Below are 21,757 nucleotides of genomic sequence, written 5' to 3' on the forward strand. Positions count from 1 at the left end.
ATTATTTATCTCTATAATTTCGTAGGGAAAGCAATGCCTTTTCTTGAATTTTGTTTTGCATATATCCTGTCCAGCCAAATAGGAATCCTCTAAAGCCAAACGCTTGTTTAGCCCATTTCCATATATCAAAGGAGTCAGTTTGCTTGATAATAAGACCGTCCTTAAAATGAAATTGAGAGTGGATCTCATTGATAACTTTTCTACCTGTTTTACTAAAAGTGTAGGTTGCAATCCAACGAGCAGATCCTATATAGTCATCGGCTGTTATATCGGAATAAACGATATTTAATTTACCCTTGCTATTGGCAAATAACATTTTCCACATCTTAGTAACATCATTTCCAATTAATAATCCAAAAGCCGGATCTCGAAATCGAACATTAGGAGCGTATAATTCTCTTATTTTATTTGAGTCGCACGTACTTATAGCGGTGTAAAATTCTACTATTTTTTTTTCGTTTATGGTCATTAGAGTTGTATTTATAGTAGTAAAAGTAGTATTTATATTCTGGTAATTTTGCAGTAGCATTACTATTTTATTGCTTTATAATTTTGTCAGCTGCACTAAACTCTTACACACGTGATTAAACAATTGAAGAAAACCATACTATGCTTGACTATCTTTTTAAATAGTCACACACAGTATGGCTGGTTTGTAAAGGATTTATTTAACCCTTTTAAGTATTAGTTCATTTTCTGAATCAGATGTAGTCTTTCGAAGATCACCTCTGATTTAGTTTCACCTTAACTATTTTATAATCGTCTTCCTTGGATAATTCTCAATATTACAGCAATTAATGCTATTACTAATAAGATATGAATAATTCCTCCTGCACTGTATGCGAAGAATCCAATTGCCCAAAAAATGATTAAAATAACTGCTATTGTATAAAGTAAATTGCTCATAATTATTGTTTTTAAGTTAGTTAATAGATTTTTTATTTAATATTAATTCAATGATAATCCAACGTAGACATTAAATACACTATTTTTAGCATCAGTGTAAGTGTTTCCATTTGATTGTTCTTTTTCGATTTTAGTTAATCCGTAATTGTAACGGACTCCAAAGCTTAAAACTTCAAAATCAAGTCCAACACCAGCAGCTAAACCAGCATCAAATCTTTGAAAATCGTTAGTATCTAATGTTGATTGTGAACTCCCAAGATTAGAATCATTAGTCGTTTTTCCACTAACCATGTAAGCCGCATAAGGACCAGCATGAATATTAAAATTTTCAGTTAAATTAATAACTGCTAATACCGGTACCTCTACATAATTTATATTAAATTTCGCAACACCATTTACTCCTAAAGTGTTGTATGTCAATTCAGCACCTTTAGTTGTGTAGTAGATCTCTGGTTGAATAGCAAATGACTTCGTGATTGGTAGTTTTGCATACAAACCTGCATTAAATCCTGTCAATACGTTTTGGTCATCCACATCATCGGTATACAGATTTGAAAAATTGATACCTCCTTTAAAACCTATGGTTGCAGGGATCGATTTACCGTCTTGTGCATATGTGTTTGTGAATCCTATGCAGCTAAGAAAAAGGCTTGCTAGTAAAAATTTGCTTGTGTTTTTCATTTTGTTTGTTTTTTTGTTACTACTAATTTTATAATTCAAAGATCGGTAGGTTTTACTGCTGATGTGTTATATAACTTCCTTCAAAAGTTATATTATTTACCTTTTTGTATAACTATTGTTGTTTTTTTTAGGATTCAAGTTACTATGCTATTTGTCTTCGCTTTTAAATTCAGCGTTAAACTGCTCAAATGAGTATTCAAATTGTTGAAGATCATTGCTAAAATCACTTTTGAAAACATTCCAGTTTTTAGTTGTTTTCTTAGTATAAGAATCAAGATTGGTCTTCAAGGCTTGATTTTTATCTTCGATTAATTTTATTTTTTTTAAGTAAATCGAATCAGTCTTCTTCTTACTATTTTTTAATTTAATTTTCAGTTCAGCAATTCGCACGTCATTATTCTTTATTATACTATCTGTCTTTACCTTAAACTGCTCCCATTCCTTTTGTTGCAGTGTACTTTTTATCAATACAGATGTTCCTTTGTCTTTGGTTACAAGTTCAGTAGATTTTTGATCAGCGGTATCTTTACACGATACAAATAGAGTCGAAGCTAAGATTGTAATGAATACTAAAGTGTACGTTGTTTTTCTCATTTATTTTTATTTTTGAATTGTAATAAATAGGTAAGAAACAGGTGATGGCTATTTATTTTTTTTGCTTTCGTTTGCTTCTTGTTTTGCTTTTTCTAATTCTTCTTTTTTCTTTTGTTCTTCTTTTTCTTTTTTCTTAAAATAGCCCCTTAGTAAAAAGTTGTGCTTGGCAGCTTCCATATTTTCGTTCAAGCCTTTGGTACTTTTTTGTAAATTTGTCATTGTTTTATCTAAACTATTGGCCATTTTTTCATCTGTCATTAATCTAGATATAGTACCCTTACCATTATTCATGTCATAAGTAAATTGTGCTAACTCTTGCGTAATTACACTTGCATTTTCCATTGTGACTTGAGCACTTCTCATGATGTCATCCATTTCAATAGCGGCTACAGAACCAATTCGGCCATTTTCAGATATCATTTTTTGAGAATGTGTTCCTGGAGAAATAGTGAGTACTTTATCTCCCATTAAACCATCTGATCCTATGCTGGCTTTAGCATCAATTTTAATAAATTTTTGAACTTCTTTCTCAATTGTCATACTAACAACTACAGTGGAGTCGGAGACTAACTGGATTTCATCTACGGTACCAATATTAATACCTGAAAAACGAATGTTATTACCTACACTAAGTCCACTAACATTTTTGAAGTATGCATGGATACGAAAGGTCGATCCAAAAAGATTTTTTTGTTTTCCAATAAAGAATATTGTGGCAGCAAAAACCACTATTGCTCCTATAACGAACATTCCTAATTTCCAGATATGAGTTGATTGTTTGATCATAACGTTTTACTTTTTAGTATTATATTATATAAAGAAGGAGCTTATCCATTCATCACTACTGTTTTCTAATTCGGAATAAGTGCCCTCAGCATAGATTATTCCATCTCTTATTATCATAATTCGATCAGCAGTCATTTTAGCACAGGCCATATCGTGGGTAATTATTATTGAAGAGGTTTTTCGCTCTTTCTGAATGCGAAGTATTAATTCGCTTATTTCTTTGGAGGTAATTGTGTCTAGACCTGTTGTAGGCTCATCGTACAAAATTATTTCAGGTTTTAATATTAAAGTTCTAGCTAAGCCAATTCTTTTTCTCATCCCACCTGATAATTCCGAAGGCATTTTGTCAATGGCTTCTTCTAAACCCACACTGTCTAAAACTTCTCTGATTTCTCGATCAATTTCGCTTTCGCTGAGTGTTTTAAAATGCCTGCGCAGCGTAAAGTCTAAATTCTCGCGAACCGTCATAGAGTCATATAAAGCCGCATTTTGAAATAAGAAGCCAACCTTAATCCTAATTTTATTTAAATCGTCTGTATCTAAATTAGTAATGTCCTGACCCAGTATTTTAATTTCTCCTTTATCAGCTTGAATTAATCCTACGATACATTTAATAGTGATTGATTTTCCTGTTCCAGATTTACCTAAAATCACTAAGTCCTCACCTTTATTCAGACTTAAATTGATCCCTTTAAGGACGTGATTGTCTTTGCCAAAAGTTTTATGTAAATTTTTGATTTCAATGGCTGCGCTAGATTCGACCGTCACTTCTTCTGTTATTGCTTGTTCTTTCATCTTAAAATAATAAGTCGGTTAGTTGAACGGCTAGCATATCAATAATGAAAATACTTAGAGATGCACTCACTACTGCTGAGTTAGCAGCCATACCCACACTCTCAGTTCCATTGCTTGCATTATAGCCTTTATAGCATCCTATAATTCCAATAAAAAATCCAAAAAAGATTGTTTTAATAGTAGCAGGAAATACATCTGAAAAGGTCAGGATATGAAAAACTTTAATGATGTATAAATACAAACTAGCATCTCCATGGATATTAAATCCAATATATCCACCGAAAATTCCAATTAAGTCTGCTAGAATGACAAGCAGCGGAATCATGAATGTGGTCGCTAAAACACGAGTAACCACTAAGTATTTGAAGGGATTTATCGCCGCTACTTCCATAGCGTCAATTTGCTCAGTGACTTTCATAGAACCTAGTTCTGCACCAATTCCTGATGCGATTTTTCCCGCACAAATTAATGCTGTTATAACAGGTGCTATTTCGCGTATGAGTGACAGGGCAACCATACTCGGTAACCAAGATTCAGCACCAAAATTAGCTAGGGTAGGTCTGGATTGTAACGTCAGCACTAGTCCCATTATAAATCCTGTTATGGCAACTAGAGGGATTGATTTATAGCCTATTTTGTAACTTTGTTTAAGAAATTCTTTGAACTCGTAGGGAGGAGAGAAAACTTCTTTAAAAAACCGAGTAATAAAAAGCGTTAAATGTCCCGCATCATCGAGTTTATTTTTAATGTATGTGGTCAAAATAGTAAAGTTTTATGATTAATATTTTAATTTTTTATTAATTAATATTGAAATTATATCGAGTTGAAAAAAGATTCTTTATTTCAGTTTACGGCTCTTTTAATTACTTCAAAAACGATAAATAAGTAGAGTTTAATCTTTCTTTTTTATAATGAAACTATTTGTATATGTCAATTTAGCTCTAGTTATTACAGATCTTTTTCTAGACTTGGTAAAAGCAACATTCACTTTTATGAAGAGCAAATCAATTACCTACTAAAAAATAGTAAATAGAGTTAATATGGTAAGAGTTACAATAATGGAACTTTTGTAAAGATCTATCAAAAATAGAGTCTTATTGTTGCGATACTTTTATATAAAATTATAAAATTAACACTTTTTCTATATTAGAATATTGCTGATATTTAGGAGGACAAATACGTACCATTTAGTACAGCTTTTAGTCAGTAAATGAGTTGCAATTGTAAGTAGGTGAGAAAATAAGTTAAGCTACAATTAACATATATTGTGTAAATTTCCATTCAATTTATACCATAAAAAAAGACTGCTTTATAAAAAAAACAGTCTTTTTACTATTCAAAATATAATTGATTGTAGTCAAGTGTTACCGATATTTATCAAAATTTTCGCATCTTGAATGTATTGATTTAGCTCAAATATCTTCTTAATATCCAAGCAGTTGACTCATGTTCTAGTAACAATGCAGTCAAGAAATCGGCTGTACCAACATCGCCATTTTCCTCCTCAGATGTTTCGATGTCTTTTCTTAATTGCACTACGACAGCCTCATGATCTTTTAATAATTCAGCAACCATTTCTTTACGATCAGGATAGCTATCAGGTGCTTCTTTCAAGCGAGCCATTTTAGTAAATTCGGCCATTGTTCCTATAGTTTTTCCTCCTAACTTACTAATTCTTTCAGCTATTTCATCAATACTCATTTCTAGTTGTTTGTATTGACCTTCAAATAACTTGTGCATTTCCATAAAACTTTCTCCTGTTACATTCCAGTGAAATTTTCTTGTTTTTGTATACAAAGTCATTGCATCAGCAAGTGTTATTGAAAGTAATTCAATACTGTTTTTTAAATTTTTGTCAGTTATTCCTATATGTGGTTTCATTCTATTTTATTTTTAATTAATATTTAGATACTTATTTTTATTTTTTCTTATCAGAAACTATTAAAATTATACCTCCTACGAGTAGTACGCCTCCTAAAATTGGAGACCAACTTACTGGGTTATTTTCTTTTTTATTAATTTCAATAGGTCCTATGTCTACCACCTTTTTCTCGGTGACATAATTAAATCCATTGTAAACTACCATTAGAGCACCAATTACTACTAATACGATTCCGATTGATTTAGATTTCATGTTTGTTTATTTAAAGGTTAGTCGTTTTTGGTTTTGAAGTTAAATCATAGGTAATACGAAATGATATCATTAAATCGCACAACTATTTTAACAACTGTTCAAAGATAGCCAACCTCTTAAAAATTAGCTTTATAGTATTATTTGTAAAAGTTATAGTATTTACAGATGCTTTTTTTACGCATCTCACAATAACATATAGAGTCTACTTTGATTAACTTACTCTAATTAATTTTTTATTTACAAACTCGTGAATTCCTTGTTCAGCTAACTCGCGGCCATACCCAGAGCGCTTAGTTCCTCCAAAGGGAAGATCAGGTTGCGAAGCAGTAGGTTGATTTATAAAAACCATTCCTGAATCTATTTGATCTGCTATTTTTATGGCTCTTTCAATATCTTTTGTATAAATGGAACCTCCCAATCCAAAAGGGGAATCATTAGCTAAATCAATTGCCTCTTGCTCATCTTTGACTTTGTAAAATGAGGCTACTGGTCCAAATAATTCTTCGTAAAAAGTAGGTTCACCTCTTTTTAAATTCGTTAATAGCGTTGGCTGCATATAAGCACCTTGTTCTAATGCTCTTTTTCCACCAGTAGCAACTTTAGCACCTGCTTTTTCAAATCTTGTAACTTGATCCAATAAATCTTTTAATGCTTGTTCGCTACTCAATGGGCCAACTTGAGTTTTAGTATCCATAGGGTCGCCTACTTTTAAGCTAGAGATTGCAGCGGTAAATTTTTCTAAGAACTCGTCTGCGGTGGCTTCTACAGCAATAAATCTTTTTGAGGCAACACAACTTTGTCCATTATTATTCATGCGACCTATAATAGCCATCTCAACTGCCTTATCGATATCGGCATCTTCGAGAACAATAAAAGAATCGCTTCCACCAAGTTCAAGAACAGATCTCTTTAAATTTTTACCGGCTGCAGCTGCCATACTAGCACCAGCACCTTCGCTTCCTGTTAGAGAAACTCCTTTGATTCGAACATCATCAACTAAGGCTGTACTTCTTTTACCAGAAATCATTAAATTAGTATAGAGTCCATCTGGAGCGCCAGCTTCCTGAAATAATTTTTCGATTGCTATGGCACATTGAGGTACGATAGAAGCGTGTTTTAATAGAATTGTGTTACCAACCATAATATTTGGAGCAGCAAAACGAACTACTTGGTAAAAAGGGAAATTCCATGGCATAACGCCAAATAGTACTCCGATAGGGCTGCTTCTTACAAAAGCTTCACCAGAGTCTGGATTTAATTTTTTATCTGCTAGAAACGTTTCAGCATTATCAGCATAATATTCTAGAATGTTTGCGCTTAAATCAATTTCACTTTCTGATTGAGAGATAATTTTTCCCATCTCTAAAGTGATTAATTCTGCTAATTTAGTTTTTTGCTCACGCATTAATTTGGCAACTTTATGGATTAAAGTAGCTCTCTCTTTGTAAGAAGTTTGTTTCCACTCTTTAAAAGTGCTATTAGACTTTGTAACGGCAGTATCTACTTGTTCATCTGTCATTTCATCGAATGATTTTAAAACTTTATTCGTGGCTGGATTTGTTGTTTGTATAGACATAATATGTTTTTTTAATTTTTAAAAAGAAAGGTTTGATACTACTTATTATTCCAATTAAGGAAAAGAGTATCGCGCCTGTATTACTAATTTGAAATTTAGGATTCTAAAATTTTTATTGTAAAAAAATAATCCAAAGACTAAGCGTTTAGGACTAGGACAAAATAGTTTGCTGTATTTATTTTTATAGCGATTTAGTAAAACATACTATTTTACTAAAGCTTGAAGTTCGTTTTGTTGTCTACAACCTCTTAATAATGAGATTTAAAATAGAAACTTATAAATGAACAACTAGCGGTATTTATTGATTACTGATGGGGAACAGTTTTCATTTAGTCTTAAGTAGGGATGAAAATTATCTAATAATTTTCATAAAAAATTAAACCACATACATAAACTTACTAATATGAAAAGTGTATTAAATGTGGTTTAATATGGAGGAGTGTCGACTTCTATTTTTATAATAGAAAAGACAATAGGAGGAATTATCTCCCTAGTTTCGATTTCCCTTGAGCAATAAGATCTTTGCTTTCTGCTTTCAAAGTTTCGTATTTTTGAGAAAAATTTTCCAAAATTTCTTCTGCTTTATCTTTAGCATCATCGGCATATTGGCCACCTTTTTGCTTAATTTTCTTTCTAGTTTTACTTCCTTTGTCAGGAGCGTATAATACTCCTAGTAATGCTCCTGCTGCTATACCACCTAAAAATCCTAATAGTGCTTTATTGTTTTTCATAGTTTTTGTTTTAATAGTTTTTGTTTTTATAATTTTTTTCCTTGAATAAGTCTGAATAAGATTGCTATGATTGCGATCACAAGCAATATGTGTATTATTGATCCTGCACTATAGGCAAAAAAGCCAATAGCCCAGAAGAGAACTAAGATAACTGCGATGGTGTAAAGTAAGTTACTCATATTTTTTATTTTTAGTGATAAATAGTTATTTGATTAAACCTAGAAGGTTATCCTTTTTTGTATGTAACAAATTTCGGAAATTACTAGAAATAATGTCTTACAGTACTTTTTGCAAATGTTATAATATTTGCACTTTTACCTATTTTATCCCTTATGAAAGTAGGTTTAGATATCTTGTTCCTAAAAATAAAAAAAGGACTGCCGAATTTCAGCAGTCCAAACCAAAACCAAACTTAAATCATCGCTTTTAGGTCGATGATCTGTCTTATAATAAATCGTACTTATTTTTTTGAACTTAGTAGTGAATCAACATAGATCCCTCTAGCTCAATAAAGTTAGTATTGATTTATGATTCATCTTTCGTTGTTCTGACTAAGCTAATACCTGATGTGAAAAATATTAGTCCTAATACTCCATATATTATTAGTGTCTTGATATCTTGATTGCTTCCTCCAGTATCACTAAATAGTATAGCGACATATATTAATGCTACTATACCTAACGTCGTTAAAACGGTTCCGAAAATTCTTTTAAGATTCATAATTGTGTATTTATAATTAAGGTTACTATTTATGATTCATAAAAAGTGATTGAAAACAAATCAAAATAATTTTAAAGTAATAAACTTAAAAGATCTCAATTGATTTTAGTATCCATATCATGATCGCTAGTGCAACAGCGGTATTAAATATCTTCTTTAAAACACCATCAAATGGCAAGTAAGTATTTATAATCCACAGAACGACACAAGCAACTAATACAACAGCTATTAAGCTCAAGAAAAACATGATGATACTATTTAAAGTTTACTCTACAAAGATATAGCACTTGTACAAGTTCGCTTTTACGTAATTACTCTTAAAAGTTATAGTATTGTTAGATGATGAAATTATAACAAACAAAAGCAAAAAATAAAACCACATTACAAAATTATAATGTGTTTGAAAGTAAGGAGTTACTAAATGTACTGCGTCTACAGTTCTTTTATTTCTTTAGCTGTCTCAAATGATTCGATTTGTGTACCGTAATTTGTTTTGTAGAAGTTCTTTTTATTATATGCGGTAAAATTTCCAACTTGACTGCTGAAACTGTTACTTTTTCCTTGAATAGTAAATCGAATTGATTGAATATTTACTTTTTTTAATTGTTGCATTTCTGAATTAGATAAAACAAAATAAGACATGATCCTATCTTCTTTGTTTTCAAACACACCTTTATCAACACAAGTTATTATAGTGCTATCAGTTAGGTAAATATAGACTGTACCTCTAATACTATATTCAGGATTTGTCGTACTAACAGCAATTTTTAGTACTCCACCAGTTTCTGATTTGGCTATTTGCGTAATAACTTCGCCCGTAAGCGCATAATTTTCTGAAATGAAATTCCAACTTTGAGTTGCGGGATAGGTTGTGTTTCCTTTATATTGCATACTATTTTGGCTGAGAGCAAATAGTGGTAGCAACAGCAGGAACAACAGTGGTTTTAAATTCATTTGTTTATTTTATTAGTATGTGAAAGCATTGTTCCAATCTAATGTTTTTATAGCTGTTAGTTGGTTTTCGTCATTCATAAAAACACGTAACTCTTTATTAGCCACCTTTTTTGTGTACATCGCTTTAAATCGGTAAACTGTATTTTGTTCTGCCGAGTTTTGATACACTTCAACTAATTTCAAGTCAATAAATGTACCATACCATTGTCTGTGCTTTGCACATGTCTTACTTAATTTTTCTAAGGTAATATTATTTATCACCGACTGTGTAGCTTCAGAAGTAGTAAAAGGTTTGAATTTTGAGGTGTTACAGGTCATTAAAATTCTTTTGCCAAGATCGTAAGCTTTTCCTTTTTGATTAGCGTCAACAGCAGTAAGTGCAAGTTGAACGGTTTTTACTTCTTCAATTACAGGAGTCGGGCTTACCTTTTTTGACTTACAACTAACAAGTGCAATTAAAACCAGGAATACTATAACTTTTTTCATTTCTAAAGATTTATTTTTAGTAATAGGTTAGGATCAGGACAATTATTTATATAAAAAGCTCTATCGGATGCACTGCATACTCCAGGATAGTCACCAATATGGTCACCAATATTTTCAATAATTTGAAAATGTAGGTGAGGGGCATAATCACCATTGACAGCAGCACCTCCAAGCGTCGCTATTTGCTCACCCTTCTTAACGATATGTCCAACTTTAATTTGTGCGATACTTTCCAATGATAAATGTCCATATAGGGTATAGAACGTACAATTTTCAACTTGATGTTTTAAAATGATGGTAGGACCGTAATTTCCTAAGCTATCATTGTTTTGAAAACTATGAATTGAGCCATCCAGAGCGGCTAAAACAGCCGTTCCTTCCTTTATCCAAAGGTCAAGCCCTATGTGAATATTTCGTTCCTCTGTTTGTTCATCCTTAAAAACACTGCTTCTCTTATACAAATTGCGTTGTTCATCATAACCACCATAAGCTACTATTGCCTTATTTGTATCTAGATACTTATTGATATAGGTCTCAAATTCATCTGCATTGGTCAGTGATACTGCCTGTAGTTGCGTATTATCTACAGATAAATCAATAGGGAAATAGTTACTATAAGCAATGGTTTCTTGTATTACTTTTACATCTTGAATAGTATGTAAAACAGCTTTTAACGATGTCATTCTATATAATTTTAAGATTGGATTTAAAATAAATATCATAAAACCAACATAAAAAAGACCATGTTGGTTTTATGATGTAAGTACTAAAATTACTAGTACTTTAGCGGAATAGAAAATTTTTATTATTCCTTTGTTACAACAGTGTATCTAAGTACTGTTACTAACTTATTTAACAGCAAGTAAGTCTACAAACTCAATCACAGGATCTGATGCTAATAAATCTCCAGCATGTTCCATTAAATCTGCTGCAATTTTACCCGCTAAATGTGCTTTTCTTCCTTCTTCAGTTTCAAAAGTATCAAAAATTCCAAAAGTAGAAGGTCCTATTTGCCATCCGTACCATTTAACGGTTTCTTTTTCTCCGACTGCAATTGGTAAAGCACTTTTTAAAAAAGCAGCTACTTCATTTTCTTTTCCTGGTTTAGCTTCTAAGCGAGCTAATAAAGCGTATTTTTCCATAATAATTTAAAATTTTGTTGTTAAAGCAGTCTAGAATATAAAATTATATCTTACCACTTTTAATAACGACAAGGTACTTTTTTAAATTTTATGGCTATGTTAAAATAATCAAAAAAAAGCCAATGTGCATAGACATTGGCTAAATTTTAGGCTCATTATTGATCCTACTTTATTTTTAGACTTTTACTTTTGCTTGGCATCTCCACCTACAGATATGTTAGTTGAATTAGTACCGCGTTTTGTATTAATGTCTACTCCGTCTTTACCAATATTAATCGAGGTACTATCTTTTGCTTCCTCAACTTTTGGAGCAGTAACTTCGATAGTTTGTTCAATAACAGGTTTTTCTTCTTCTTTTTTACAAGAAATAAAAGCTACTAAACACATACTAGTTAGTAAAATCGTTGTTTTTTTCATTTTGTTTTTTTTTAGGATTTAAAGTAATGAGAAACAATGTACTGCTAAATTCATTATAAAAAAAATCCCAACCAAAAATGGTTAGGATTTGTATATGAAACTAATAATGGCTTAGTATAATGTAGGAAATTGAGTTGGATTAGTCTCATTCATCATTGCATAAATTTTTTCATAAATATCTTCGGCAGATGGTTTAGAGAAGTAATCTCCGTCAGTTCCGTAAGACGGTCTGTGTGCCTTAGCAGTTAATGTTTGTGGCATACTGTCTAAGTGCTGGTAACCGTTTTGTTTTTCAACGATTTGTTGTAAGATATAAGCCGAAGCTCCACCTGGTACATCTTCGTCAATAACAAGCAATCGATTTGTTTTGGCGACACTTTTTACAATCTCTTCGTTGATATCAAATGGAAGTAAAGATTGAACATCTATTATTTCGCAATCAATACCTACTTCAAGCAATTCTTTTGCTGCTTGCTCCACTAATCGTAACGTAGAACCGTACGAAACCAATGTGATGTCGTTACCTGTTTTTATCGTATCAATAACTCCAATCGGCGTTTTGAATTCACCATAGTTCAATGGCATTTTTTCTTTTAATCGATAACCGTTCAAACATTCTATTACTAAAGCTGGTTCATCACACTCTAATAAACTGTTATAAAAACCGGCTGCAATCGTCATGTTTCTTGGTACTAAAACATGAATTCCTCTCACTGCATTTATGATCATTCCCATTGGGGATCCGGAATGCCAGATTCCTTCTAGTCTATGACCTCTTGTTCTTATAATTAATGGTGCTTTTTGCTTACCTACCGTTCTATATTGTAAGGTTGCTAAGTCGTCACTCATGATTTGAATTGCGTATAATAAATAATCTAAGTATTGAATTTCAGCAATAGGGCGAAGGCCTCTTAAAGCCATACCTATACCTTGACCTATGATGGTTGCTTCACGTATTCCAACATCGGCTACACGTAGTTCCCCATACTTCTCTTGCATTCCTTCTAGGCCTTGGTTCACATCTCCAATGGCTCCAGCATCTTCTCCAAAGATTAGAGCTTCAGGATATTTTGTAAATATAGCATCAAAATTATCTCTTAATATCATACGTCCATCCGTATCCTCTATTGCTCCTTCAGGGTAAGTAGGAAGTACTTGGTTTACAGAGTATACATTGTCTTTAGATGCTGAATGTAAGTTGCTACCAAAAGAATATTCATTTTTAGCAATGTAATTCTTAATCCAAGTAGCCACTTCTTCTTGTCCACTTTCGTTAAGTAAAAGACGCAATGATTTTCTAGCAGCAATTAAGATTTCTTTTTTCAAAGGATCTTTGATTCCTTTGATATGATCAACAAGCTTTATAATTCCTTCTTTATTTGTGCTAGTTTGTGCTATTCTTTCAAGTAAACTAACAACTTCTTTTTGCTCTTCTAGAATAGGAGCTATAAAATTACTCCAAGCCGCTTTTTTACCAACTAAAACTTCTTGTTTAGCACTTACGTCAATCAATTCTAATTCTTCTTGTGATGCTATGTTGATGGCAATCATCCACAATCGCATTTGTCTTATACAATCAAAATCTCTTTCCCATGCTAGACGGTCTGCATCTTTGTAACGTTCGTGAGATCCTGAAGTTGAGTGACCTTGTGGCTGCGTCAATTCATTGACGTGAACTAATACTGGTACATGCTCTTCTCGAGCTATAGTTGCTGCTTTTTCATAAGTCGCAATCAAATCAGAGTAATCCCAACCTTTAACACGAAGTATTTCGTATCCTTTATTCTCAGAATCGCGTTGGTAACCTTTTAAAATTTCAGATATGTTTTCCTTCGTTGTTTGATGTCTTGCGTGAACCGAGATTCCGTATTCATCATCCCAAACACTTACAATCATAGGTACTTGCAATACTCCAGCTGCATTGATGGTTTCAAAAAACAATCCTTCAGAGGTACTAGCATTACCAATAGTTCCCCACGCGACTTCGTTTCCGTCTACTGAGAAATTTTCTTTATTGGTAATCCCTTTAACTTGTCTGTATATTTTAGATGCTTGCGCCAAACCTAATAAACGGGGCATTTGGCCCGCAGTAGGAGAGATATCTGCACTTGAATTTTTTTGTTGTGTTAAGTTTTTCCATGAACCATCTTCATTTAAACTATGCGTGGCAAAGTGTCCACCCATTTGTCTTCCTGCTGACATTGGTTCTAGAGCAATAGAAGTGTTTCCGTACAAACCAGCAAAAAACTGCTCGATTGTTAATTCACCAATAGCCATCATAAAAGTTTGGTCTCTATAATAGCCAGATCGGAAATCACCATTTTTAAAGTACTTGGCCATCGCAAGCTGTGGTACTTCTTTTCCGTCACCAAAGATTCCAAATTTAGCTTTTCCGGTCAATACCTCTCGGCGTCCCAATAAACTACATTCTCTACTTATCATTGCTAACTTGTAATCCTTTAAAACTTCCGTTTTAAAATCTTCAAATGTGAGTGGCGAACTTGCTTTTTCTTTGATCATAATTAAAAGGTATAACTTTGAAGTGCAAATTTAGCTAAAAAGTACTTATTATCATAATTCGCTGAAAGAAATATAATTTAATTATTGTCAAAAATATATAATTTAAAGTACTTATTTTTTTGTTTAATTTATATAATATGCTAAAAAAATGATAATAGTTATGTTTTAGTATGGTTTTGTTTCAAATTAAAACCATTTTCGATTAAATAAATTAAATAAAATTTTTGGTGAAAGAGTGACTACAAATCGAATTTTTTCACTGTAGCGTGGTTGTCCTACTTCCCAGCCTAAGGTAGAATAGACGGGTAAATACAATTCGAAGTAATCCGTGACCAAATTTAAACGAATACCGCTATCGTAAACAAAACGTTCTTTACTGTTTTTACTTTTTAGAAAACCAGCATCGCCATAAACCTCTAACCAGTTCCAAATATTGTAACTGCCATTCATTGTAGTCATCCATTGGTTTGCAAAAGGAGTCGCTAATTTTGACTTAAATCCGCCTTCGGCAATAATTAATTGCTGACTAAAGAAACCAGTATTTTCAGATCGTCCGTAGTAATTGTAATCAAAAAGGTAGTCGGTAGGTCGGTCTAGTGCAAAACTATAAAAGTTAGAGTTGGTTTTATTGTAGATAAAAGCCCCTGCATAAAAACGAAAGTTCAACTGATGATTGTTCTCAAACAATTTGCGGTATTCAAATTCTCCTGCTATTTTTCCGAAATTATCGGCTAACTGAAAATCAGTACTAAAACTTTTGTGGTCAGTAACTTCGGTTCTAGTACTAAAATATTTAGCATTAAAAACAGAATATTTATCTTCTCCATCATTGCTAACAAAAACACTTTTTTCTCTATTAACAAAAATCTGCCTCAAAACGATACTTTGCTTTTTATTATCTCTAAAATCATTTTCACGTATTCTTAAAACAACGGTTGGATTAATTCTAGTATAAAAAGCATCAGGAGCGTAATGAAAATAATTACCTGACAAAGAGTATCGGGCATTGAACAGCCTACTTTCTCTGTAGTTTTGATTGACTGCTATTGCTCCTGAACCTGATAGATTATTCGTTCGCATGGAGTAGGATGGATTCACATCAAAAGTAAAAGGCTTGTCCAGAAAAGTTTTGTTATGCAAGCGCAAACCTGGTGTTAATCCATCATACAAGTTGTACGTTAGCGTAGGGACATATAAAATTTGATTGTAATACGGATCTTCTAAATCCTTCATAAACACAAATTTTATGGGGCGATTATTGGGAAAAAAGCCAGTCAGAGATTTCCAGTTGTTTCTTAGATTGTATTCTGGAACTTCATTTTTATAATTGAGCACTAATTTGTCAGCTTCATTACGCTCTAGAGTATAAGTAGTGTCGCCAACCTTTGGCTCAAGCCATTTTTTTAAAACAATTTCGCCATTTTTTATACCATAGATTGGTACAGGAACAAACAGACCTGTTTTGTTTTTTAAGGTAAAGGAAACCGAATCAGCTGTTTTAGAAACCAAAGCTATTTTATAATCTACAACCTGTCGTGATTTTACAATAGAGTTAAAAAACCAACTAATATCTTTCTCGGTTTTTGATTTCAGGATAGTTTCAAAAGTGTATGAGTTGGTCTGCTGCTGCTGATTTAGCGCATAAAAATCTTTAATACTGCTAGGCATCACCTGTTTTTCTAAGTACTTATTTAAGTAGCGTAAACTCAAACCCGCTCTATACTTATTGGCGATTTGCTCATTGAATTTAATTAAGGAGTTTTTATCGTTTTCCAATGGCTGATCAAGATTTTTACGCGCCATTAGCATGTAGAAATAACTATACTGTTCATTAAAATCGATAGAAGCTAAGTTGTAGCTTTTTAAAAGTTTAAACTGCGATGCGCTTCCCAGCATTTTGCTTTCAGGATGATTTTTGTCTATGTATTGCATCATAGCATACACTTGTATTCCATCTAAAACCCAACTATCTTTTCTATTGTCTATTTGTAAACTGTTTTTTAAAAAAGCATTCAAATAGGTTTTTAAAAATTTGAGCTCATAGGTAAACTCATCAGAAAATGGTCTGATAAAGGAGGGCAGCTGACTTAACCCATAAAAGGGATTACGCTCATATTCTAGCTGCGATACGATAATTTTTTTATTTGGGTATTTCCCTATCAAATCTTCCACAAACAAGGATATACATTCTATCACTCTTGCCTGTTGTATTGTACTTAAATTTTCATCCCTTAGGTTTGTTACTACCTCCATACCATTGTTCCTAATCGAATAAAAACTAGCTTTAGGTTCTATGTAAACAGTGAAATCAGTTCTTTTTTCACCACTAAATTGATAATAAATAGTTGTAGCTTCCTCTGTAGTCAATGATAAATCTAAGTCGGTGGTAACGGCATACTTTTTATCCACTTTCATCTCTACTTGATAGTCAGTAGGTGCATTAGCAATATCGTCTAAGTTTTCATTGCTGTGCACTACAAAGTGGTGATTCTCAAAACGGGCAGGAGCAAGGTACCAGTTTTTCAAAATCATATTTCCGTCGCTGCCGTATCCGTATTTTGTGAAGCGGTCAGCGGGAATTTTCACACTGTAGGTCAATTGTAGTTTAGCTTCTTGATTAGGAGCCAGTTTTTTTCGGAGCGCAACCGTAATCACATCAGGATGCAAATTGATTCTGTTCCAATTTAAAAATAAATTAGCACCATCTAAAATGGTAATGTTTTTAGTACTTCCTCGCTCATTATCATTTGATAAGTGAAAACCTCTATAAAACTCATCCGAAAATCGCTTAGCGAGTGGTGTATTCACATTTGCGTAGGCATTATTCCAATCATTCAAAACGATAGTCGATAAAGTGTCTGTGCTATTATTTACAAAATGAATTTCCTGCTTGATATTTAAGGTATTGGTGTCGTGATTCACCTCTGCAAAAATGTGGGAACGATGCTGAGCATATTGTTTTATTGAGGCCAATAAAACAAAACCGAAAATCGCAATAGTCCTCAAGTTTCTCAAGTGGTAGTAGGTTTAAAATCGTAAAAGTAATTACGTATAAATGGGGCAATTAGATTGTAGATAGCTAAAATAACAAAAAAGAGCTGTTGTTAAACAGCTCTTCTAGTTAAAAATTAGGTTTCAAATTGTATTTCTTATAAAAAGCATCGAGTACCTCGACCACTTCATCCTCAGTATCTACAATTTTAATGAGTTTTAAGTCATCTGGGCTTACGGTTTTCTCTTGTTCGATCAAAACTGTTTTTATCCAATCAAGTAAGCCTGACCAGTACGAAGTCCCTACAAGAATAATAGGAAAACGGGCAATTTTTTTAGTTTGGATTAAGGTAATTGCCTCAAACATTTCGTCTAGAGTCCCAAAACCGCCAGGCATCACCACAAACCCTTGCGAATATTTCACAAACATTACTTTTCTAACAAAAAAGTAATCAAAGTTTAAGTTCTTATCTGGATCAATATAAGGATTAAAGTGCTGCTCGAAAGGCAACTCAATATTCAATCCTACTGAGGTTCCACCGCCTAGGTGCGCACCCTTATTTCCTGCTTCCATGATACCAGGACCTCCGCCGGTAATCACGCCATAACCCGCTTTACTAATTTTGTAAGCAATACGCTCCGCAAGTTGGTAATATTTGTCTTCAGGTTTCGTACGAGCCGACCCAAAAATTGAAACACACGGACCTATGCGACCCATAATTTCATATCCATTTACAAATTCAGCCATGATCTTAAAAATCGCCCAACTGTCGTTCGTACGTATTTCATTCCATGTTTTCTGCTTCAATCGATCTTGGATTATTTTATCCTCATCATTGTCAAAATCTTCTAATCTCATTTCTGTAGTATATTTTAAATTATTTTTTTTAGGAGCTATTTCCAGCTATTCGCTCTATTTCCTGAGGAGAAAACTACCGCCAAGGCTCTGTTTTTCTCCTCAGGAAGATGCCGCTGCTATCTGGGCTAGGGACCAAAATACTAAAGTACTCTATTTTTAAAATAAAGCAATGGCTTGCTAACTAATTTTTAAGATTCGTTCTTTAAATGAGAAAAGGGCAGGGATTAGATTCCCGCTCTTTTAAATAGGAAAAAACTTAAGTTGGTGCTGAAATTTTCAAAAAAGAGGTGTATATTTGACGTTATATACAAGTTATAGCCAATGCGAAAAAAATGCAGAATCCTGAAATAGATTGAAATGAAATTTGAACTAAAATTTATAACTGATTACGGACAATTCTATATTGCTGACAAAAATGCGAAAGGAAATACTGGTTCCGAAAAGTTTTGGACTGACGAAGCATTCACCGACAGACTTGCAATAGAAGATGGAATAATTGGCGTTGGAATTGCGAATGATGAAGGAATAGTAAATTGTGAATTTGAAATTTTAGATTCTGAAAGCTTAATTAAAGATTTTGACGAATTTGACCACGTAGTTGAAGCTAGTATAAATATTCATTCTGGAATTTTACAAATATTGGATTGCCCACATTCCGAAATTGAAATTGAAACCGAAATTGAAAATGGTGAATACAGAATACGTGTTTATTCGTTAAATTTGGAAACAGCTTTTAATGAAAATCCAAACGATTGTTATAAAATAGAAATGTGGAAAGAAGTTTATTCGACACGGAATGTTTTAAAAAGATATACTGAAAAATAAGCACTGGCTATAACCGCTGTTTTGATATAGCTGGAATTTAGTGGAATTGCCGTTCCGCATCAAATTTTCGTTAAGCCGAAAATTGACCGGTTACGAACTTCCAGCCATCTCAAAGCAGCATAACGTTAACATTAACCACGGTGTTAGTAGCTAAAGTTTTTCTATTTCTTCCTTTACCCATTCCCAATATGAAACATATTTAGTTTCTTTAGGTACTTTATAAAGCGTTCCAAATTCTTTAATAATTTCATTAACTGTGTTAATAGCTAAAATTTTTGATACTGTAATTGTATCTGCTTCAATATTTTGCTTAATATTAAATATTAAAGTACCCATTGCTTTATCGACTAACTCTAATGCTTTATCTTTTGCTTCCATTTTATTTAATATTATCTAATGAATAAGAATTTAATATGTTTTGTTCAACTAAATCAGATCTAATGTCCCCACAAGAATCTGTTACACCTGTTTTAGTGTTTTCACTTGCTTTTTTTAATGCTTTAGTAACGTGCATTTTTGCAAATTCAATCATCCATTGTTCAACTTGTTTTGGAGCTGGTTGTTTATAATTAATAGCTATAACTTCATTTAATAAAAAATATTCTGCTGTCATAATAATTATATTTTTAGTTTGATTAATAATAAGTGGCATAATGTTAACACACGTTTGTAACTATTGCGGGCTTAGTGGAATTGCATTTTTAATTATTGTGTATTTTAAGCCGAAAAAACAGTTTTCATAATCCGCAACATTTACAAGCGTTTTCCGTTGCTGTAAATAATGGCGTAGCAGGAGAGAATTAGATGGAAGACAAATATTTTGCTTCGATCAACAGAATTGAATTTGTAGCAGAATTTTTATTGACGAAATCGTTAAGCGAAAAATACTCTGCTCCTATCAACAGAATTGAAATTGTAGCAAAATTTAAATTGACAAAATCGGTAAACGGAAAATGATTTCCTTCGATCAACAGAATTGAATTTGTAGTAGAATTGTTTTTCACGAAATTGTTAAGCAGAAAGTGATTTTCTTCGATCAAAATAATTAAATTCGTAGTAGAATTTTTAATGACGAAATCGGTTAGCGAAAAATTTTCGGCTTCGATCAACAGAATTGACTTTGTAGCCAAATATTATGCAGAAAATAGAATGACGAAAATATATAAAAAATTACATACAGCAACAACTGTTTTGAGCTAGCTGGAATTTAGTGGAATTATCGTTTCGCATCAAGTTTTCGTTAAGCAGAAAAATTAGCGGTTACGAACTTCCAGCCACCTCAAAGCAGCAAACCGTTGGCACCTATTTTAGAAAAAATGACGAAACACATTAAAATATTCTTATTATTTTTCACATTATTTGCTTGTGAACAAAATGCAACCGAAATGAAGACACCTAAAAATGCACAAGATAAGTTTGCGGAATTTATTGCGAAAAAAAAGTTTATTGAAGAAAATTATTATCCAGGAATTGCTGATAAAAAAATGCGACCAATTTTTACAGAGAAAATAAATCAAGTCGCTAACGATTTTAAAATTGTTTCCGATTCAGAAAAACCGACAGATTTAAAATACCAAGAAAAAATAAAAATTGGACTTTTACGATTTTCAGATGTTTATATGGATTTAGATACAGAAGACAGAGAACGTGTTTGCTCCTATTTTGAAGAATTAATGGATATTGTTGAATTAGAAAGTTCTGAAGGTCAATTAAATAATTTTATGTACGGATTTGACCCAAATGAAATGACAAAAAAGAATTAGAAATGTCAAATAAAAGAAAAGGAGTTTTAACAACTGATTCAGAATGGCGAAAACATTTGCGAAAAATTGGAAAACGAATTTTTTGGAAAGGCGAACGTTTAGCTGAAAAGAAAATGATTAATAAAGAAACTAAGCAATCTGAATAGAAAAAACAGGTGCCAACACTCGTTTTGCCGTATTTGGGTCTTTAGTGGAATTACCGTTTTAATTCGTATTTTCGTTTAGCCGAAAATAATCGTTTTCAAAACTCCCAAACACGGCAAAGCGAGGAAACGTTATAATATAAATTTCGCCAAATTTTGCGGTGAAAAAAGTACCTACTTCGCTCCTTCTCAGAAAATAATCTGCATTCTAAAAAATTGATGATTCTTAAGAACGTTTTGAAAAAGTTTGCGTCGAAATAAATTCTGGTGAAATCGTTAAGCAGAAAGTAATTTGATTAAATGAAAGTGATGCAGTTTGCGTCGAAAAATATTGTGGTGAAAATCATTAAGCCGAAAATAATTTGCTTCAATTAAAGTGATGCAGTTTGCGTCGAAAAAAATTGTGGCGAATTCATTAAGCCGAAAATAATTTGCTTCAATTAAAGCGATGCAGTTTCTAGCCAAAAGTATTGCGGTGAAAAATTGAATAATGACGAAGTTTTGTGCTGAATAATACATATTATAACACCGGTTTAGCATGATGGAGAATTTAGTGGAATTACCGTTTATTTTCATATATTCGTGTAGCCAAAAATAATCTGCTTAAATGTTCCCCACCACGCTAAGCCGGGAACCGTTAGCGGTCAGTTTGGGAAGTGACAAATCCTGAAATAGGTTGACTAAAAATTAAACACTTTTAGTAAACTATGAAACCCACAAAAAAAGAACAGTGT

At 32.6% G+C, this 21,757-nt stretch carries 26 protein-coding genes; 3 read left to right on the forward strand and 23 right to left on the reverse strand.

The genetic code is table 11. From position 1 onward, the window contains the following. Nucleotide 1: 1 nt before the first annotated feature. From H8R22_RS15315 to H8R22_RS15410, 21 genes are all read right to left on the reverse strand, one after another. Nucleotides 2–469, reverse strand: a complete 468-nt coding sequence (locus H8R22_RS15315; protein ID WP_187011277.1) for a nuclear transport factor 2 family protein — start codon at nt 467–469, stop codon at nt 2–4. A gap of 284 nt (nt 470–753) precedes the next feature. Further along, the gene (locus H8R22_RS15320; RefSeq protein WP_187011278.1) at nt 754–906 is read right to left on the reverse strand and encodes a lmo0937 family membrane protein; all 153 of its coding nucleotides are present in this window, start codon (nt 904–906) and stop codon (nt 754–756) included. Between the two features lie 42 nt (nt 907–948). After that, complete coding sequence (locus tag H8R22_RS15325) at nt 949–1,587, reverse strand: porin family protein (protein WP_187011279.1); 639 nt, start codon at nt 1,585–1,587, stop codon at nt 949–951. Between the two features lie 147 nt (nt 1,588–1,734). Beyond that, nucleotides 1,735–2,181, reverse strand: coding sequence for a hypothetical protein (locus tag H8R22_RS15330; protein WP_187011280.1), 447 nt, complete (start codon nt 2,179–2,181; stop codon nt 1,735–1,737). A 48-nt stretch (nt 2,182–2,229) separates the two neighbouring features. Further along, the gene (locus H8R22_RS15335; RefSeq protein WP_187011281.1) at nt 2,230–2,967 is read right to left on the reverse strand and encodes an MlaD family protein; all 738 of its coding nucleotides are present in this window, start codon (nt 2,965–2,967) and stop codon (nt 2,230–2,232) included. Nucleotides 2,968–2,991: 24 nt separating this feature from the next. Then, nucleotides 2,992–3,762 (reverse strand): ABC transporter ATP-binding protein, encoded by a 771-nt coding sequence (locus H8R22_RS15340; protein WP_187011282.1) that lies wholly within the window; start codon nt 3,760–3,762, stop codon nt 2,992–2,994. 1 nt (nt 3,763) lies between these two features. Further along, nucleotides 3,764–4,522, reverse strand: coding sequence for an MlaE family ABC transporter permease (locus H8R22_RS15345; RefSeq protein WP_187011283.1), 759 nt, complete (start codon nt 4,520–4,522; stop codon nt 3,764–3,766). 647 nt (nt 4,523–5,169) lie between these two features. Continuing rightward, on the reverse strand, nt 5,170–5,643 hold the full coding sequence (locus tag H8R22_RS15350; protein ID WP_187011284.1) for a Dps family protein: 474 nt from the start codon (nt 5,641–5,643) through the stop codon (nt 5,170–5,172). 37 nt (nt 5,644–5,680) lie between these two features. After that, on the reverse strand, nt 5,681–5,896 hold the full coding sequence (locus H8R22_RS15355; RefSeq protein WP_187011285.1) for a YidH family protein: 216 nt from the start codon (nt 5,894–5,896) through the stop codon (nt 5,681–5,683). 211 nt (nt 5,897–6,107) lie between these two features. Then, nucleotides 6,108–7,472 (reverse strand): NAD-dependent succinate-semialdehyde dehydrogenase, encoded by a 1,365-nt coding sequence (locus H8R22_RS15360; protein ID WP_187011286.1) that lies wholly within the window; start codon nt 7,470–7,472, stop codon nt 6,108–6,110. Nucleotides 7,473–7,954: 482 nt separating this feature from the next. Then, nucleotides 7,955–8,203 carry a YtxH domain-containing protein gene (locus H8R22_RS15365; protein ID WP_187011287.1) on the reverse strand — a complete coding sequence of 83 codons (249 nt, stop codon included), beginning with the start codon at nt 8,201–8,203 and terminating at the stop codon, nt 7,955–7,957. 26 nt (nt 8,204–8,229) lie between these two features. Further along, a complete protein-coding gene (locus H8R22_RS15370) occupies nt 8,230–8,382 on the reverse strand; it encodes a lmo0937 family membrane protein (protein WP_187011288.1) in 153 nt (50 codons plus the stop codon). Between the two features lie 626 nt (nt 8,383–9,008). After that, the gene (locus tag H8R22_RS15740; protein ID WP_394368139.1) at nt 9,009–9,170 is read right to left on the reverse strand and encodes a Thivi_2564 family membrane protein; all 162 of its coding nucleotides are present in this window, start codon (nt 9,168–9,170) and stop codon (nt 9,009–9,011) included. Nucleotides 9,171–9,355: 185 nt separating this feature from the next. Further along, nucleotides 9,356–9,814, reverse strand: coding sequence for a hypothetical protein (locus H8R22_RS15375; RefSeq protein ID WP_187011289.1), 459 nt, complete (start codon nt 9,812–9,814; stop codon nt 9,356–9,358). A gap of 75 nt (nt 9,815–9,889) precedes the next feature. Next, nucleotides 9,890–10,363, reverse strand: a complete 474-nt coding sequence (locus H8R22_RS15380; protein ID WP_187011290.1) for a hypothetical protein — start codon at nt 10,361–10,363, stop codon at nt 9,890–9,892. 2 nt (nt 10,364–10,365) lie between these two features. Next, nucleotides 10,366–11,046 (reverse strand): peptidoglycan DD-metalloendopeptidase family protein, encoded by a 681-nt coding sequence (locus H8R22_RS15385; RefSeq protein WP_187011291.1) that lies wholly within the window; start codon nt 11,044–11,046, stop codon nt 10,366–10,368. A 165-nt stretch (nt 11,047–11,211) separates the two neighbouring features. Beyond that, nucleotides 11,212–11,505: a putative quinol monooxygenase gene (locus H8R22_RS15390; RefSeq protein ID WP_187011292.1), complete on the reverse strand. Its 294-nt coding sequence runs from the start codon at nt 11,503–11,505 to the stop codon at nt 11,212–11,214. Between the two features lie 183 nt (nt 11,506–11,688). After that, nucleotides 11,689–11,922: a hypothetical protein gene (locus tag H8R22_RS15395; protein ID WP_187011293.1), complete on the reverse strand. Its 234-nt coding sequence runs from the start codon at nt 11,920–11,922 to the stop codon at nt 11,689–11,691. A gap of 111 nt (nt 11,923–12,033) precedes the next feature. Continuing rightward, a complete protein-coding gene (locus tag H8R22_RS15400; RefSeq protein WP_187011294.1) occupies nt 12,034–14,442 on the reverse strand; it encodes an alpha-ketoacid dehydrogenase subunit alpha/beta in 2,409 nt (802 codons plus the stop codon). Between the two features lie 186 nt (nt 14,443–14,628). Continuing rightward, nucleotides 14,629–17,457 (reverse strand): gluzincin family metallopeptidase, encoded by a 2,829-nt coding sequence (locus H8R22_RS15405; protein ID WP_225876038.1) that lies wholly within the window; start codon nt 17,455–17,457, stop codon nt 14,629–14,631. Between the two features lie 106 nt (nt 17,458–17,563). Then, complete coding sequence (locus H8R22_RS15410; RefSeq protein WP_187011295.1) at nt 17,564–18,292, reverse strand: LOG family protein; 729 nt, start codon at nt 18,290–18,292, stop codon at nt 17,564–17,566. A 357-nt stretch (nt 18,293–18,649) separates the two neighbouring features. Between H8R22_RS15410 and H8R22_RS15415 the strand changes: the two genes are divergently transcribed. Beyond that, nucleotides 18,650–19,117: a hypothetical protein gene (locus H8R22_RS15415; RefSeq protein WP_187011296.1), complete on the forward strand. Its 468-nt coding sequence runs from the start codon at nt 18,650–18,652 to the stop codon at nt 19,115–19,117. Between the two features lie 150 nt (nt 19,118–19,267). Here the strand turns inward: H8R22_RS15415 and H8R22_RS15420 are convergent, their stop codons facing one another. Further along, nucleotides 19,268–19,495, reverse strand: a complete 228-nt coding sequence (locus H8R22_RS15420) for a hypothetical protein (protein ID WP_187011297.1) — start codon at nt 19,493–19,495, stop codon at nt 19,268–19,270. A 1-nt stretch (nt 19,496) separates the two neighbouring features. Then, the gene (locus H8R22_RS15425; RefSeq protein ID WP_187011298.1) at nt 19,497–19,730 is read right to left on the reverse strand and encodes a hypothetical protein; all 234 of its coding nucleotides are present in this window, start codon (nt 19,728–19,730) and stop codon (nt 19,497–19,499) included. 772 nt (nt 19,731–20,502) lie between these two features. Between H8R22_RS15425 and H8R22_RS15430 the strand changes: the two genes are divergently transcribed. Both H8R22_RS15430 and H8R22_RS15435 read left to right on the forward strand, forming a co-directional pair. Further along, on the forward strand, nt 20,503–20,880 hold the full coding sequence (locus H8R22_RS15430; protein WP_225876039.1) for a DUF4844 domain-containing protein: 378 nt from the start codon (nt 20,503–20,505) through the stop codon (nt 20,878–20,880). 2 nt (nt 20,881–20,882) lie between these two features. Continuing rightward, entirely contained in the window at nt 20,883–21,026 is a 144-nt protein-coding gene (locus H8R22_RS15435; RefSeq protein WP_187011300.1) for a hypothetical protein, read from the forward strand. The last annotated feature ends 731 nt before the right edge of the window (nt 21,027–21,757 follow it).

The sequence above is a fragment of the Flavobacterium kayseriense genome (genome assembly GCF_014305095.1).
GTDB lineage: Bacteria > Bacteroidota > Bacteroidia > Flavobacteriales > Flavobacteriaceae > Flavobacterium > Flavobacterium kayseriense.

Excerpts from the sequence above, each read along its gene's own strand:
- H8R22_RS15315 (WP_187011277.1), bottom strand. The coding sequence starts at position 469 with ATGACCATAAACGAAAAAAAAATAGTAGAATTTTACACCGCTATAAGT.
- H8R22_RS15320 (WP_187011278.1), bottom strand. The coding sequence starts at position 906 with ATGAGCAATTTACTTTATACAATAGCAGTTATTTTAATCATTTTTTGG.
- H8R22_RS15325 (WP_187011279.1), bottom strand. The coding sequence starts at position 1,587 with ATGAAAAACACAAGCAAATTTTTACTAGCAAGCCTTTTTCTTAGCTGC.
- H8R22_RS15330 (WP_187011280.1), bottom strand. The coding sequence starts at position 2,181 with ATGAGAAAAACAACGTACACTTTAGTATTCATTACAATCTTAGCTTCG.
- H8R22_RS15335 (WP_187011281.1), bottom strand. The coding sequence starts at position 2,967 with ATGATCAAACAATCAACTCATATCTGGAAATTAGGAATGTTCGTTATA.
- H8R22_RS15340 (WP_187011282.1), bottom strand. The coding sequence starts at position 3,762 with ATGAAAGAACAAGCAATAACAGAAGAAGTGACGGTCGAATCTAGCGCA.
- H8R22_RS15350 (WP_187011284.1), bottom strand. The coding sequence starts at position 5,643 with ATGAAACCACATATAGGAATAACTGACAAAAATTTAAAAAACAGTATT.
- H8R22_RS15355 (WP_187011285.1), bottom strand. The coding sequence starts at position 5,896 with ATGAAATCTAAATCAATCGGAATCGTATTAGTAGTAATTGGTGCTCTA.
- H8R22_RS15360 (WP_187011286.1), bottom strand. The coding sequence starts at position 7,472 with ATGTCTATACAAACAACAAATCCAGCCACGAATAAAGTTTTAAAATCA.
- H8R22_RS15365 (WP_187011287.1), bottom strand. The coding sequence starts at position 8,203 with ATGAAAAACAATAAAGCACTATTAGGATTTTTAGGTGGTATAGCAGCA.
- H8R22_RS15370 (WP_187011288.1), bottom strand. The coding sequence starts at position 8,382 with ATGAGTAACTTACTTTACACCATCGCAGTTATCTTAGTTCTCTTCTGG.
- H8R22_RS15740 (WP_394368139.1), bottom strand. The coding sequence starts at position 9,170 with ATGTTTTTCTTGAGCTTAATAGCTGTTGTATTAGTTGCTTGTGTCGTT.
- H8R22_RS15375 (WP_187011289.1), bottom strand. The coding sequence starts at position 9,814 with ATGCAATATAAAGGAAACACAACCTATCCCGCAACTCAAAGTTGGAAT.
- H8R22_RS15380 (WP_187011290.1), bottom strand. The coding sequence starts at position 10,363 with ATGAAAAAAGTTATAGTATTCCTGGTTTTAATTGCACTTGTTAGTTGT.
- H8R22_RS15385 (WP_187011291.1), bottom strand. The coding sequence starts at position 11,046 with ATGACATCGTTAAAAGCTGTTTTACATACTATTCAAGATGTAAAAGTA.
- H8R22_RS15390 (WP_187011292.1), bottom strand. The coding sequence starts at position 11,505 with ATGGAAAAATACGCTTTATTAGCTCGCTTAGAAGCTAAACCAGGAAAA.
- H8R22_RS15395 (WP_187011293.1), bottom strand. The coding sequence starts at position 11,922 with ATGAAAAAAACAACGATTTTACTAACTAGTATGTGTTTAGTAGCTTTT.
- H8R22_RS15400 (WP_187011294.1), bottom strand. The coding sequence starts at position 14,442 with ATGATCAAAGAAAAAGCAAGTTCGCCACTCACATTTGAAGATTTTAAA.
- H8R22_RS15410 (WP_187011295.1), bottom strand. The coding sequence starts at position 18,292 with ATGAGATTAGAAGATTTTGACAATGATGAGGATAAAATAATCCAAGAT.
- H8R22_RS15415 (WP_187011296.1), top strand. The coding sequence starts at position 18,650 with ATGAAATTTGAACTAAAATTTATAACTGATTACGGACAATTCTATATT.
- H8R22_RS15420 (WP_187011297.1), bottom strand. The coding sequence starts at position 19,495 with ATGGAAGCAAAAGATAAAGCATTAGAGTTAGTCGATAAAGCAATGGGT.
- H8R22_RS15425 (WP_187011298.1), bottom strand. The coding sequence starts at position 19,730 with ATGACAGCAGAATATTTTTTATTAAATGAAGTTATAGCTATTAATTAT.
- H8R22_RS15430 (WP_225876039.1), top strand. The coding sequence starts at position 20,503 with ATGAAGACACCTAAAAATGCACAAGATAAGTTTGCGGAATTTATTGCG.
- H8R22_RS15435 (WP_187011300.1), top strand. The coding sequence starts at position 20,883 with ATGTCAAATAAAAGAAAAGGAGTTTTAACAACTGATTCAGAATGGCGA.